Raw genomic sequence first — 12,883 nt, forward strand, 5'->3', positions numbered from 1 at the left:
GATTACCCCGGTGTCAGGATCTTCTGCGTCGGTGCTTCTGGGATGCGTGCCTCGTCGGGCGCGCGCTGCGGTCCCGCTACTTGATCATGTAGATCGTGGCGAAGAGGCCGATCCAGACGACATCGACGAAGTGCCAGTAGTAGGACACGACGATCGCGGCGGTCGCCTGCTCGTGGGTGAACCTCCGGGCCGCGTAGGTCCGGCCCAGGACCAGCAGGAAGGCGATGAGACCGCCCGTCACATGCAGGCCGTGGAAGCCGGTGGTCAGGTAGAAGACCGAGCCGTACGGGTCGGAGGACAGGGACAGGCCCGCCTCCTTGACCAGCTCGGTGTACTCGAAGACCTGACCGCCGATGAAGATCGCACCCATCACGAACGTGACGATGAACCACATCCGCAGCTTCTTCACGTCACCGCGCTCGGCGGCGAAGACGCCGAGCTGGCAGGTGAGCGAGGAGAGCACCAGGATGGTGGTGTTCGTCGCCGAGAACGGGAAGTTGAGATGGCTGGCCATCTCCTTCCAGTGATCGGGACCCGTCACCGATCGCAGGGTGAAGTACATCGCGAAGAGGGCCGCGAAGAACATCAGCTCGGAACTCAGCCAGATGATGGTTCCGACGCTGGTGAGGTTCGGCCGGTTGACCGACGGGTGCGCGTGCCCGGTTTCTACTGTCGTTGCTGTCGCCACGACCGACATTATGTCGGTCGCTTATCCCGCCCTCACTCCGGGGGGTGCCGTTCGGAGTGTCCGAACCGGTCGTACCGGTGTTGACGTGGTGTTCAAGGGAGTAGCATCCGGCCCAACGGGCCTGTCCTTACGACGCTGACGTCACGGAGGAACAATGCAGCCGACCGCCACGGTGCTGGTCTACAGCGACGACTCCAACACCCGCGAGCAGGTGCGGCTCGCCACGGGACGGCGGCCGGCGCCGGACGTTCCCTTGGTGGAGTTCGTGGAGTGTGCGACTCCGGGGGCGGTGCTCAAGGAGTTGGACCGGGGTGGGATCGACGTCTGTGTGCTGGACGGCGAGGCCGTGCCGATGGGGGGCATGGGGGTCTGCCGGCAGATCAAGGACGAGGTGTTCGACTGTCCGCCGGTGTTGTTGCTCATCGGGCGGCCGCAGGATGCGTGGCTCGCGACCTGGAGTCGCGCGGAGTCGGCGGTGACGTTGCCGGTGGAGCCCGTGGAGTTCGCTGCGGCCTTGGCTTCCCTGCTGCGGGAGAGGGCGGCTTCGAACGCCTAGGAGCCCGGGACGTCCGGTTGTGTGGCGACCTGCGGGTGCGTGGGGGTTGTTCGCGCCCACGCGGCGACCGCGTATCGACACTGCCCCGCGCCCCTTCTGGTCAGGCGCTCTGAGGGCGTAGACGGGCCCTGTCCGCCGGTGTGGGGCCCTCTGGGGTGCCGGCTGTCAGGGCGCTGCCTGTGCGCCACTGCTTCCACTCGAGGTTCCAGTCGCCGAAGCCGTTGCCGAAGGGGGCCATCGTGTCGCCGGCGGAGTTTACGACCTTGACGATGTCGCCCTCGCGGATGTTCTCGTAGAACCACGCGGCGTTCTCGGTGCTCATGCCGGTGCAGCCGTGACTGACGTTGGCGTAGCCCTGGGAGCCGACGGACCAGGGGGCGGCGTGGACGTACTCGCCGCTGTGGGTGACCCGTACGGAGTGGTGGACGATCAGGTCGTAGAAGTCCGAGGCGCCGATGCTGGCGCTGGTCATGCGAACGGTGCCTTCCTTGGCCAGGACGACCTTGACGCCGTTGCGGGTTTCGTAGCCGGGCATGCCCGTGGTGACCGGGATCTGCCGGACGATCTCGTCGTTCTTGTAGACGGTCATCTGGTGTGCCGCCGCGTCCGTGACGGCTATGACCTTGTCGGCGGTGTTGATCGTCAGGGGCTTGGCCTTGCCGCCCCGTATACGGTCGCCGATCTTGATGCCCTCCAGGTTGCTGCGGGCCTGGAGGGTGGCCTGTGCGGGCCAGTAGTCCTTGGGGCGGTAATGGAGCTTCTTGTCGTCCACCCAGTGCCAGGCGCCCTCCGTGGCGGGTATGGAGGAGACCTTGAGGGCCCGTTCCACGACGGCCCTCTGGGCCCTGTCCTTGACGGGCTGGCTCAGCTCGGCCGTGACGGGCTGGCCGACGCCGTAGGTCCCCGCCTTGGGGCCGAAGGTGACGTCCAGGCGCTTGTGGGTGGTGGGCTTGCCGGTGTCGAAGGTGAGGACCTTGCGGCCGGGCGCCCCGTCCTCGTCCTCGGTGCTCACACGGACCGTGTAGCTGGCGTTGGCGGCGAGCGGTGAGGTGCTGTGCCAGCGGCCTCCGTCGGCGGCGAGTTCGCCGGCCACGTAGCGTCCGGCGGCGTCGTAGGCCGTGACGTCCGTGATACGCCCGCCGGAGTCCTCGGCGACCACTTCCAGGGGCTTGTCCGGGTCGGCCTTCTTGCGGCCCCCCGAGGGGGCGTTGAAGGAGATCTGGTCCGCCGCGTCGTAGGGGCGGTGGGAGAGCGGGTTGCCGTCCGAGCCGCAGGCGGTGACGCCCGCGCAGAGGGCTATCACCAGCAGCGTGCAGCTGACGACGGGGCGGGAGGTCGCTATATGGCTCATGGCCTCACGCTAGGAAGCCGCGTCAAGCGCGGCACGCCGGATGACTCGAACGAGTGACACGTATTGCGGCAAAAGCAGGGGCCCGGACGCTCCTTTCGGAGTGTCCGGGCCCCCAGGCGCTCGGCTCGTGTTACTGGGTGCGGTTCTCACCGCGGTAGTACTCGAAGACCCAGCCCCAGACACCGATCAGGATGATCGGCAGCGAGAAGTACAGCAGCCACCAGCCGATCGCGATGGACAGGAAGGCGAGGGCGCCGCCGATGGCCAGGGAGAGCGGCTGCCAGCTGTGCGGGCTGAAGAACCCGACCTCGCCGGCGTCGTCCGCGACGTCCGCCTCCTTGTCGTCCTGCGCACCGACGTCGACCCGCTTGGCCGTGAAGCCGAGGTAGAAGCCGATCATGATGCACAGGCCGAAGGTCAGGAAGAGGGCTGTGGTGCCGGCCGGCTCCTTCGACCACACGCCATAGACGATCGCCATGACGAGCACGAAGGCGCTCAGCCACATGAACATCTTGCCCTGGATCTTCACTTGCCGGCCTCCTTGCCGCCAGCGAGGGCCTTGTCGCCGTGGCCCACGTTCTCGAGCTGGTCGAGAGCGGCGATCTCCGGGTGGTGCAGGTCGAACGCCGGGGATTCACTGCGGATCCGCGGCATGGTGATGAAGTTGTGCCGCGGCGGCGGGCAGGAGGTCGCCCACTCCAGGGAGCGGCCGTAGCCCCACGGGTCGTCGACGCCGACCGGCTTGCCGTACTTGGCCGTCTTCCAGACGTTGTAGAAGAACGGCAGGATCGACATGCCGAGCAGGAACGAGCTGATCGTCGAGATCGTGTTCAGCGCGGTGAAGCCGTCGGCCGCGAGGTAGTCCGCGTACCGGCGCGGCATGCCCTCGGCACCCAGCCAGTGCTGGACCAGGAACGTGCCGTGGAAGCCGATGAACAGCGTCCAGAAGGTGATCTTGCCGAGGCGCTCGTCCAGCATCTTGCCGGTCCACTTCGGCCACCAGAAGTGGAAGCCGGAGAACATCGCGAAGACCACGGTGCCGAAGACGACGTAGTGGAAGTGGGCCACCACGAAGTACGAGTCCGAGACGTGGAAGTCCATCGGCGGCGAGGCCAGGATGACACCGGTCAGACCACCGAAGGTGAAGGTGATGAGGAAGCCGGTCGCCCACAGCATCGGTGTCTCGAAGGACAGCGAGCCCTTCCACATGGTGCCGATCCAGTTGAAGAACTTCACACCGGTCGGGACCGCGATCAGGAAGGTCATGAAGGAGAAGAACGGCAGCAGCACACCGCCGGTGACGTACATGTGGTGCGCCCACACCGTCACGGACAGGCCCGCGATCGCGATGGTCGCGCCGATCAGACCCGTGTAACCGAACATCGGCTTGCGGGAGAAGACCGGAATGACCTCGGAGATGATCCCGAAGAACGGTAGCGCGATGATGTACACCTCTGGATGGCCGAAGAACCAGAAGAGGTGTTGCCACAGCAACGCGCCGCCGTTGGCGGAGTCGAAGACGTGGGCACCGAACTTGCGGTCCGCCTCGAGGGCGAACAGCGCGGCCGCCAGGACCGGGAAGGCGAGCAGGACCAGCACACCGGTCAGCAGCACGTTCCAGGTGAAGATCGGCATGCGGAACATCGTCATGCCCGGAGCGCGCATGCAGATGATCGTGGTGATGAAGTTGACCGAGCCGAGGATGGTGCCGAAGCCGGAGAAGGCCAGACCCATGATCCACATGTCGGCGCCGATGCCCGGGGAACGGACCGCGTCCGAGAGCGGGCTGTAGGCGAACCAACCGAAGTCGGCCGCGCCCTGCGGCGTGAGGAAGCCGCCCACCGCGATGAGCGAGCCGAACAGGTACAGCCAGTAGGCGAACATGTTCAGCCGGGGGAAGGCCACGTCCGGCGCGCCGATCTGGAGCGGCATGATCCAGTTCGCGAAGCCGGCGAACAACGGCGTCGCGAACATCAGCAGCATGATCGTGCCGTGCATCGTGAACGCCTGGTTGAACTGCTCGTTCGACATGATCTGGAGACCAGGCCGGGCGAGCTCGGCGCGCATGAACAGCGCCATCACGCCACCGATGACGAAGAACGCGAACGACGTCACCAGGTACAGCGTGCCGATCGTCTTGTGGTCCGTCGTCGTCAGCCACTTGACCACGACACTGCCGCGGTTCTGGCGCCTGACCGGCAGCTCGTCCTCGTAGTGGGACCCTGCTGCCGCGGCACCCTGGGGTTCGTTGAGGATGCTCACAGGTTGTTCGTCTCCCGGTTCTTCTCGTGGCTCGTCTGCGCGATGCCGGCGGGAACGTAACCGGTCTGCTGCTTGTCCACGAGGTCCTTGAGGTGCTGCTCGTAGCGCTCGGGGGAGACGACCTTCACGTTGAACAGCATCCGAGAGTGGTCGACGCCGCAGAGCTCGGCGCACTTGCCCAGGAAGGTGCCCTCCTTGTTGGGGGTCACCTCGAAGGCGTTGGTGTGGCCCGGGATGACGTCCTGCTTCATCAGGAACGGCACCACCCAGAAGGAGTGGATGACGTCACGCGAGGTGAGGACGAAGCGGACCGTCTTGCCCTTGGGCAGCCAGAGCGTCGGACCCGGGTTGTTGGTCTGCGGGTTCCGCGTACCGGGGGTGCCGCAGTCGTAGACGCCGCCGGCGCCTGCCGGGAAGTCGTCCTTGAACCGGTCCGGGATCGCGTCCAGGTCCGGCGACTTCTTGGCGTCACCGGTGGAACCGGCGACCGGCTCGATGTAGTTGAAGCACCAGCTCCACTGGAAGCCGACCACGTTGACCGTGACGTCGGGCTTCTTCTTGAGGCTGAGCAGCTCGGACTCGTCACGGGCGGTGAAGTAGAACAGCACCGAGACGATGACGAGCGGGACCACGGTGTACAGCGCCTCGATGGGCATGTTGTACCGGGTCTGCGGAGGAACCTCGACCTTGGTGCGGCTGCGCCGGTGGAAGAAAGCACTCCACAGGATCAGACCCCACACCAGCACGCCAACGGCGAGCGCAGCCGCCCAGGACCCCTGCCACAGGGAGAGGATCCGCGGAGCCTCTTCCGTGGTCGGGGTGGGCATACCAAGGCGGGGGAAGTCTTCCCAGTTGTACGAGCAACCGGTGGCTGTCGCCAAGACCAGGCCCGCGGTCAGTGCCTGCAGCAGCTTCCGCCGCATCGGGCGCCGCGGCGAGCGGTCGGAGCCGTTGGGACTCACGTAGCGCCTTCCCGAGAGTCTCGCCCGCGCGGATCGGCTGCGGCCTGGCCTTCTCGCTGGTCGGTCGCCGCCCTGCGTCGGGCAGGGGTTTGGATGTTTATGCGGACCAAACCCTAGCCGACGCCCTCCGGGGGTTCGCGGGGAGGGGGGCGTTCGCGCGCCGTCGGTCACCCCGAAGGGGTGGGCGGGGTGCCTATTGGGTTGGGGGTGCGGCTTGTGGGGCGGGTGCGGGTGGTTGGGGGGCATTCGCGCCCACGCGGCGGAGCCGCATATGGACGCAGCCCCGCGCCCCTCGGGCGTTAGCGTTGCTGTGTGGCTTACTTCGATGCTGCTTCCTCCGCTCCTTTGCATCCCGTTGCTCGTCAGGCGCTCTTGGCCTCGCTCGACGAGGGGTGGGCCGATCCTGCTCGGTTGTACCGGGAAGGACGGCGGGCTCGGATGGTGCTGGACGCGGCGCGGGAGGCTGCTGCCGAGGCGGTGGGGTGTCGGGCGGACGAGTTGGTTTTCGTGTCGTCGGGGACCCGGGCTGTGCATTCGGGGATCGCGGGTGCGTTGGCCGGGCGGCGGCGGGTCGGGCGTCACCTGATCGTGTCAGCGGTCGAACACTCCTCCGCGCTGCATGCGGCCGAGGTGCACGAGGCGGCCGGCGGGACGGTCACGCAGGTGCCGGTCGACCGGGGCGGGGCGGTGGATCCGGCGGCGTACGGCGATGCCCTGCGCGCGGACACGGCACTGGCCTGTCTCCAGTCGGCCAACCACGAGGTGGGGACCGAGCAGCCGGTGGCCGAGGTGGCCGAGGCGTGCCGGGCGGCGGGGGTGCCGTTGCTGGTGGACGCGGCGCAGTCGCTGGGGTGGGGGCCGGTGGAGGGTGGCTGGTCGCTGCTCACGGCCAGCGCCCACAAGTGGGGCGGGCCGGCGGGTCGGGCTGCTCGTCGTCCGCAAGGGTGTGCGGTTCGCGCCACAAGGGCCGGTGGACGAGCGGGAGTCGGGCCGGGCGGCCGGTTTCGAGAACATCCCGGCGATCGTGGCGGCGGCCGCGTCGCTGCGCGCCGTACGGGCCGAGGCGGCCGAGGAGGCCCTGCGGCTGCGGGAGCTGACGGAGCGGATCCGGGTACGGGTGCCGCGGACGGTGCCGGACGTCGAGGTGGTCGGCGACCCGGTGCGCAGACTGCCCGGCGTCGTCACCTTCTCTTGTCTCTATGTCGACGGAGAGGTCCTGCTGCACGAGCTGGACCGGGAGGGTTTCTCGGTCTCGTCCGGGTCGTCCTGCACGAGCAGCACGCTGACGCCGAGCCATGTGCTCCGGGCGATGGGCGTGCTGAGTGAGGGGAACGTGCGGGTGTCGCTGCCGCCGGGGGCGGCGGAGGAGGATGTCGAGCGGTTCCTGACCGTCCTCCCCGGGGTCGTGGCGGCGGTGCGGGAGAAGCTGGGGGCGCCGGTCGCCTCCGACGTCGCCCGCGAGGAGAACGTCCTGGTCGTCGACTCCCTCGGCAAGCGCTGTCCGATTCCGGTGATCGAGCTGGCGAAGGTCATCGGCGACGTACCGGTGGGGGGCATGGTCCGGGTGCTGTCGGACGACGAGGCGGCGCGGCTCGACATCCCGGCGTGGTGCGAGATGAGGAACCAGGAGTACGTCGGGGAGGAACCGGCGGACCGAGGAACGGCGTACCTGGTCCGCCGAGCGAGCTGAACACCTCAGGGGCGCGGGGCTGTGTCGGTGTGCGGCTCCGCCGCACGGGCGCGACCAGCCCCCACGCGCCCTCAGCCGGACCCTGTGGGTCAGGCCAGGTGCGCCTGAACCTCCGCCGCGGCCTCATCCCCGTACGCCTTGGTGAACCGCTCCATGAAATGCCCGCGGCGCAACTGGTACTCCTGCGTCCCGACCGTCTCGATGACGAGGGTCGCCAGCATGCAGCCGACCTGGGCGGCACGCTCCAGGGAGACGCCCCACGCGAGGCCCGAGAGGAACCCCGCGCGGAAGGCGTCGCCGACGCCGGTGGGATCGGCCTTGCGCTCCTCGTCCGGGGTGCCGACCTCGATCGGGTCTTCGCCGGCCCGCTCGATGCGCACGCCCTGCGCGCCGAGGGTGGTCACACGGTGGCCCACCCTGGACAGGATCTCCGCGTCGGTCCAGCCGGTCTTGGACTCGATGAGGCCCTTCTCGTACTCGTTGGAGAAGAGGTACGTCGCCCCGTCCAGCAGGATGCGGATCTCATCGCCGTCCATCCGGGCGATCTGCTGGGAGAAGTCGGCGGCGAACGGGATGGACCGGGAGCGGCACTCCTCGGTGTGGCGGAGCATGGCCTCCGGGTCGTCCGCGCCGATGGAGACCAGGTCGAGACCGCCGACGCGGTCGGCGACGGTCTTCAGCTCGATGAGGCGGGCCTCGCTCATGGCGCCGGTGTAGAAGGAGCCGATCTGGTTGTGGTCGGCGTCGGTGGTGCACACGAAGCGGGCGGTGTGCAGCGTGTCGGAGATGCGGACGGATTCGGTGTCGACGCCGTGCCGGTCGAGCCAGGCCCGGTACTCGTCGAAGTCCGCGCCCGCGGCGCCGACCAGGATCGGGCGGGTGCCGAGCTGTCCCATGCCGAACGCGATGTTCGCGGCGACGCCGCCGCGGCGGACGTCGAGTTTGTCGACCAGGAACGACAGCGAGACCGTGTGCAGTTGGTCCGCTACAAACTGGTCGGCGAAGCGGCCGGGGAAGGTCATGAGGTGGTCGGTGGCGATGGAGCCGGTGACTGCGATGCGCACGGCGTGGACTCTCCTGAGGGAGGCGGACCTTGACACTTCACGCTATCGGGTGGGCGGGGCCGCTCTGAAGGCATCAAAACTACCCGATAGTAGATCTTTCTCCGTGAGGTCCGGCGTGCATACGGTGCGGATATGACGAACCTCAAGATCCAGGTGCCCGTTCCGGTCGATCTCGAAGGCGATCTCGCGTCGCTGCCGGGCGACGGGGCCCGGATGGCTCCCCACTGGGCGGTTCCCGACCGGGTCGCCTCCCGGCCGGTCTCCCCGGCCCTGATCCACGGTGTGACCGTACCCCCGGCGTCGGCGCGGATGCTCGACGCGATGTCGGACTACGGGGACTGAGGGGAGCACTGCCGGGAACCGTGCGCTCCCCCGCTGCGTCCCATCGCTGTCCCCCGTAAAGGGGATGCGGGATACGACCCGACAGCGGCCCGTTTCGGACCGGGCCGGGTCCCATGGGACAGCTGTGCAGCCGAAGGAGCGATGCGGTGAACACCGAGCGACCCGACAACGACGACGACGCCAGGGAAGTGGGCGGCGCCGGATCCGCCGACACCCCGGAGGTCGAGGAGCGGGGTTCGGCGGACGCCGCTGAGGCCGCTGGGGCTTCTGATGCCGCTGAGGCTTCCGAGACGCCGGGTGTTGACGCGGCCGCCTCCACCGCGGGGGCAGAGGCTGATGCTGAGGCGATGGACGGCGCCGATGCCGCCGAGGCCGGAAAGGGCGACGCGCCCCCGGCGGCCGAGGAGACCAGCCCATCGGAGACCGAAGCCGGGAAGACCGACACGCCCGAGGCCCGGGAAGGCGACGCCGAGGAAGCCGGTACCGACAGTGCCGGCACCGAGGAAACCGGCCCGGCACCGGAAGCAGACGCGGAAACGGCCCCCGCGCCCCACCACGAGCTCCCCCACGACGAAGAGCCCCCGGTCCGTCCGGGCAGTGGGCGGTCTCGGACGCCCGCGATCATCGCCTCCGTCGCCGCCGCCGTGCTGCTGATCGGCGGTGGTGGGGCCTGGCTCGCGGCCAACGCCTCCGGCGGATCCGGCGGCGGTACGACGTCCGGCGCGCCCGGTGGGGACGGCACTCCCCCGCCGCTCGCGCTCGACGGGTACTCGGAATCGACGTCGGGCGGCGGCAACGGCTTCGCGCCCGGTGAGCCCAACCCCTACGGCGTCACCTACCGGGTCGACGGCCCGCTCCCGGACGGCCCCGGTGAAGCCCCGGTGTACCGGGCGCGGGGCGAGGTCACCAAGGGGGAGGTGGCCCGGCTGGCGAAGGCCCTCGGGGTCGCGGGGTCGCCGGTTGCGCAGGGCGAGGTCTGGAAGGTCGGGGCCGGTCAGGACGGTTCGGGGCCGAGCCTCCAGGTGAACAGGCAGGCGCCGGGGGCATGGACCTTCAGCCGGTACGCCCCGGGCACCGACGACTGCAAGGGCACCGCCTGCACCGCTCCGCAGTCCGGCGGCAGTCCGGTGAGCGAGGCGGAGGCCGAGAAGGCCGCGGCGCCCGTGCTGAAGGCATTGGGTCAGGACGACGCGAAGCGGGACGCGAGCCAGGTCATGGGCGCCCAGCGGGTGGTGAACGCCGCTCCCGAGGTCGGCGGGCTGCCGACGTACGGCTGGTCGACCGGGGTCACGGTCGGTTCCGACGGCGAGGTCGTCGGCGGCAGCGGTCAGCTGAAGACGCCGGTGAAGGGGGACACGTACCCCGTGGTCGACGCGAAGAAGGCGCTGAAGCTGATGGAGGAGCGGCCGGCCGGCGACCACCGCATGGGCATCGGCGGCTGCGCGAGCCCCGTGCCGCTGAAGGACCGGCTGGAGCAGCCCTGCGGGTCGTCGGCGAGCGGCGCTCCGCAGAAGGACGCGGTGACGGTGGAGAACGCGGTGTTCGGGCTGGCCTCGCACTTCGTGGACGGGCGGCAGGCGCTGGTGCCGTCCTGGCTGTTCGAGGTGACGGCGCCGGGTGCGAAGGACCCGTTCACGGTGACGTATCCGGCGGTCGACCCGAAGTACCTGGCCTCCCCCAAGCCGAGCGGGCCGAGTGACAAGCCGACGTCGGCTCCCGAGCCGCGTGACGTCAAGGTGGACGGCTACCGGGCCGAGGGCTCGGAGCTGACCGTGACCTTCACGGGCGGGGTGTGCTCCGACTACGACGTGAAGGCGAGCGAGAACGGGGACGAGGTGAAGGTCACGGTGACCTCGACCCCGTGGCCGGACAAGATCTGCATCATGATCGCGAAGCAGTTCCAGCAGACCGTGCAGCTGGACGAGCCGCTCGGCGACCGCGAGGTCGTGGGCTCGAACGGCAAGGCGGTCCCACTGGCCAAGGAGGGCGCACGGCTGCCGGCTCCCCCGACGCGGGAGCGGTAGGACGACAGAGCGCGAAGGCGGCGGCCCCGTCGGAGGGGGCCGCCGCCTTCGTCATGTCCGCGGCCGCGGGAAGCGGCTCGGCAGGCTCAGCTGAAGGAGTCGCCGCAGGCGCAGGAGCCCGTCGCGTTCGGGTTGTCGATCGTGAAACCCTGCTTCTCGATCGTGTCCACGAAGTCGATCGTGGCGCCGCCCAGGTACGGGGCGCTCATGCGGTCGGTGACGACCTTCACACCCCCGAAGTCCTTCTCCACGTCACCGTCGAGGGAACGCTCGTCGAAGAAGAGCTGGTAGCGCAGGCCGGAGCAGCCGCCGGGCTGGACGGCGACGCGCAGCGCGAGGTCGTCGCGGCCTTCCTGGTCGAGCAGCGCCTTGACCTTGGACGCGGCGGCGTCGGTCAGGATGATGCCGTCGGTGACGGTGCTGGTCTCGTCCGATACGGACATCTACATCTCTCCCGGGTTGTACGGAGACTGCTTGCCGACGGTTGCAACCGGCGGGGCCGCGGATTCATTCCGGGGCCGGGCGCTCGATCTCGGCTCCTTTTCATGCTCGCACACGCGCCGGGAACCGGAAAACGGCTCTTTCCCGGCCTTCCCGGGAATGAACGGCGGCCCATCGGGATTCACGTCACACCGACGCTATGGCCATCGTCAACGTGACGTGAAGCGGTTATGATAGATAGCGTCAAATCGACGAAAAGTCGCGGAACAGAAAGGGTGCGTGTCGTGACCACCGCCCAAACCCAGGAGCTCGACGTACAGCCGACGCCCCTCGCCCTGCTGCTCCTCGGCCGTGAGGCCGACCCGAAGAGCGAGCGGGGCGTGGAGTGTCCCGGCGACCTGCCCTCGCCGTCCGACCCGGACCTGGTGGAGCGCGCCCGCAAGGCGAAGGAGAAGCTCGGGGACAAGGTCTTCGTGCTCGGCCACCACTACCAGCGCGACGAGGTCATCCAGTTCGCCGACGTCACGGGGGACTCCTTCAAGCTGGCCCGGGACGCGGCGGCGCGTCCGGAGGCCGAGTACATCGTGTTCTGCGGTGTGCACTTCATGGCGGAGTCCGCGGACATCCTGACGTCCGACGACCAGAAGGTCGTCCTGCCCGACCTCGCCGCCGGCTGCTCGATGGCCGACATGGCGACGGCCGAGCAGGTCGCCGAGTGCTGGGACGTGCTGACCGAGGCCGGCATAGCCGAGCAGGTCGTGCCCGTCTCGTACATGAACTCGTCCGCGGACATCAAGGCGTTCACGGGCAAGCACGGCGGCACGATCTGCACCTCCTCGAACGCCAAGCGCGCCCTGGACTGGGCCTTCGAGCAGGGCGAGAAGGTGCTCTTCCTGCCGGACCAGCACCTCGGCCGGAACACGGCCGTGCGGGACATGGGCATGTCCCTGGACGACTGCGTCGTCTACAACCCGCACAAGCCGAACGGCGGTCTGACCGCCGACGAGCTGCGCGCCGCGACGATGATCCTGTGGCGCGGCCACTGCTCGGTGCACGGCCGCTTCAGCCTGGACTCGGTCAACGACGTGCGCGAGCGCATCCCGGGCGTGAACGTCCTGGTCCACCCCGAGTGCAAGCACGAGGTCGTGGCCGCGGCGGACCACGTCGGCTCGACGGAGTACATCATCAAGGCCCTGGAGGCCGCGCCGGCCGGTTCCAAATGGGCCATCGGCACGGAGCTGAACCTGGTCCGCCGCCTGGCGAACCGTTTCGCGCCGGAGGGCAAGGAGATCGTCTTCCTCGACAAGACGGTCTGCTTCTGCTCGACCATGAACCGCATCGACCTCCCCCACCTGGTCTGGGCCCTGGAGTCCCTGGCCGAGGGCAACCTCGTCAACCGCATCGAGGTGGACGAGGAGACGGAGGCGTTCGCGAAGCTGGCGCTGGAGCGGATGCTGGCGCTGCCGTAAGGGTCTGCCCGCATGACGTGAGGCCCCACCCGGT

The 12,883-nt window shown here is 68.9% G+C and carries 11 protein-coding genes and 1 pseudogene; 5 read left to right on the top strand and 7 right to left on the bottom strand.

Annotation, left to right across the window (positions count from 1 at the left end):
- Window positions 1-76 precede the first annotated feature (76 nt).
- Entirely contained in the window at window positions 77-697 is a 621-nt protein-coding gene (locus tag V8690_RS10935) for a heme-copper oxidase subunit III (RefSeq protein WP_010048918.1), read from the bottom strand.
- Between the two features lie 145 nt (window positions 698-842).
- Between V8690_RS10935 and V8690_RS10940 the strand changes: the two genes are divergently transcribed.
- Window positions 843-1,244, top strand: a complete 402-nt coding sequence (locus V8690_RS10940; protein ID WP_338777829.1) for a hypothetical protein — start codon at window positions 843-845, stop codon at window positions 1,242-1,244.
- A gap of 100 nt (window positions 1,245-1,344) precedes the next feature.
- Here V8690_RS10940 and V8690_RS10945 read toward each other — a convergent pair whose 3' ends face one another.
- The 4 genes from V8690_RS10945 to coxB all read right to left on the bottom strand — a co-directional run bounded on the left by V8690_RS10945 (window position 1,345) and on the right by coxB (window position 5,819).
- Window positions 1,345-2,595 (bottom strand): Ig-like domain-containing protein, encoded by a 1,251-nt coding sequence (locus tag V8690_RS10945; protein WP_338777831.1) that lies wholly within the window; start codon window positions 2,593-2,595, stop codon window positions 1,345-1,347.
- A 130-nt stretch (window positions 2,596-2,725) separates the two neighbouring features.
- Complete coding sequence (locus tag V8690_RS10950) at window positions 2,726-3,124, bottom strand: cytochrome c oxidase subunit 4 (protein ID WP_338777833.1); 399 nt, start codon at window positions 3,122-3,124, stop codon at window positions 2,726-2,728.
- Complete coding sequence (gene ctaD / locus V8690_RS10955; RefSeq protein ID WP_037765834.1) at window positions 3,121-4,857, bottom strand: cytochrome c oxidase subunit I; 1,737 nt, start codon at window positions 4,855-4,857, stop codon at window positions 3,121-3,123. Before ctaD ends, V8690_RS10950 begins: the two co-directional genes overlap by 4 nt.
- Window positions 4,854-5,819 (bottom strand): cytochrome c oxidase subunit II, encoded by a 966-nt coding sequence (coxB, locus tag V8690_RS10960; protein ID WP_338777841.1) that lies wholly within the window; start codon window positions 5,817-5,819, stop codon window positions 4,854-4,856. The genes ctaD and coxB overlap by 4 nt, the downstream gene beginning before the upstream one ends.
- Before the next feature lie 312 nt (window positions 5,820-6,131).
- On the opposite strand from coxB, the pseudogene V8690_RS10965 reads away from it, so the two are divergent.
- Window positions 6,132-7,509: pseudogene (locus V8690_RS10965) on the top strand (aminotransferase class V-fold PLP-dependent enzyme).
- Window positions 7,510-7,598: 89 nt separating this feature from the next.
- On the opposite strand, the gene V8690_RS10970 reads toward V8690_RS10965, so the two are convergent.
- Complete coding sequence (locus V8690_RS10970) at window positions 7,599-8,573, bottom strand: carbohydrate kinase family protein (RefSeq protein ID WP_338777843.1); 975 nt, start codon at window positions 8,571-8,573, stop codon at window positions 7,599-7,601.
- 132 nt (window positions 8,574-8,705) lie between these two features.
- On the opposite strand from V8690_RS10970, the gene V8690_RS10975 reads away from it, so the two are divergent.
- A complete protein-coding gene (locus V8690_RS10975) occupies window positions 8,706-8,915 on the top strand; it encodes a hypothetical protein (RefSeq protein ID WP_338777844.1) in 210 nt (69 codons plus the stop codon).
- Between the two features lie 146 nt (window positions 8,916-9,061).
- A complete protein-coding gene (locus tag V8690_RS10980) occupies window positions 9,062-10,939 on the top strand; it encodes a hypothetical protein (protein WP_338777846.1) in 1,878 nt (625 codons plus the stop codon).
- 86 nt (window positions 10,940-11,025) lie between these two features.
- On the opposite strand, the gene V8690_RS10985 is transcribed toward V8690_RS10980, so the two are convergent.
- Window positions 11,026-11,382: an iron-sulfur cluster assembly accessory protein gene (locus V8690_RS10985; RefSeq protein WP_010037217.1), complete on the bottom strand. Its 357-nt coding sequence runs from the start codon at window positions 11,380-11,382 to the stop codon at window positions 11,026-11,028.
- 282 nt (window positions 11,383-11,664) lie between these two features.
- Between V8690_RS10985 and nadA the strand changes: the two genes are divergently transcribed.
- Window positions 11,665-12,849 (top strand): quinolinate synthase NadA, encoded by a 1,185-nt coding sequence (gene nadA / locus V8690_RS10990; protein WP_338777862.1) that lies wholly within the window; start codon window positions 11,665-11,667, stop codon window positions 12,847-12,849.
- Window positions 12,850-12,883: the final 34 nt, after the last annotated feature.

The sequence above is a fragment of the Streptomyces sp. DG1A-41 genome, from assembly GCF_037055355.1.
GTDB lineage: Bacteria > Actinomycetota > Actinomycetes > Streptomycetales > Streptomycetaceae > Streptomyces.

Bases quoted from the DNA above. Each gene is read 5' to 3' on its own strand.
- V8690_RS10935 (WP_010048918.1), bottom strand. From the start codon at position 697: ATGTCGGTCGTGGCGACAGCAACGACAGTAGAAACCGGGCACGCGCAC.
- V8690_RS10940 (WP_338777829.1), top strand. From the start codon at position 843: ATGCAGCCGACCGCCACGGTGCTGGTCTACAGCGACGACTCCAACACC.
- V8690_RS10945 (WP_338777831.1), bottom strand. From the start codon at position 2,595: ATGAGCCATATAGCGACCTCCCGCCCCGTCGTCAGCTGCACGCTGCTG.
- V8690_RS10975 (WP_338777844.1), top strand. From the start codon at position 8,706: ATGACGAACCTCAAGATCCAGGTGCCCGTTCCGGTCGATCTCGAAGGC.
- V8690_RS10985 (WP_010037217.1), bottom strand. From the start codon at position 11,382: ATGTCCGTATCGGACGAGACCAGCACCGTCACCGACGGCATCATCCTG.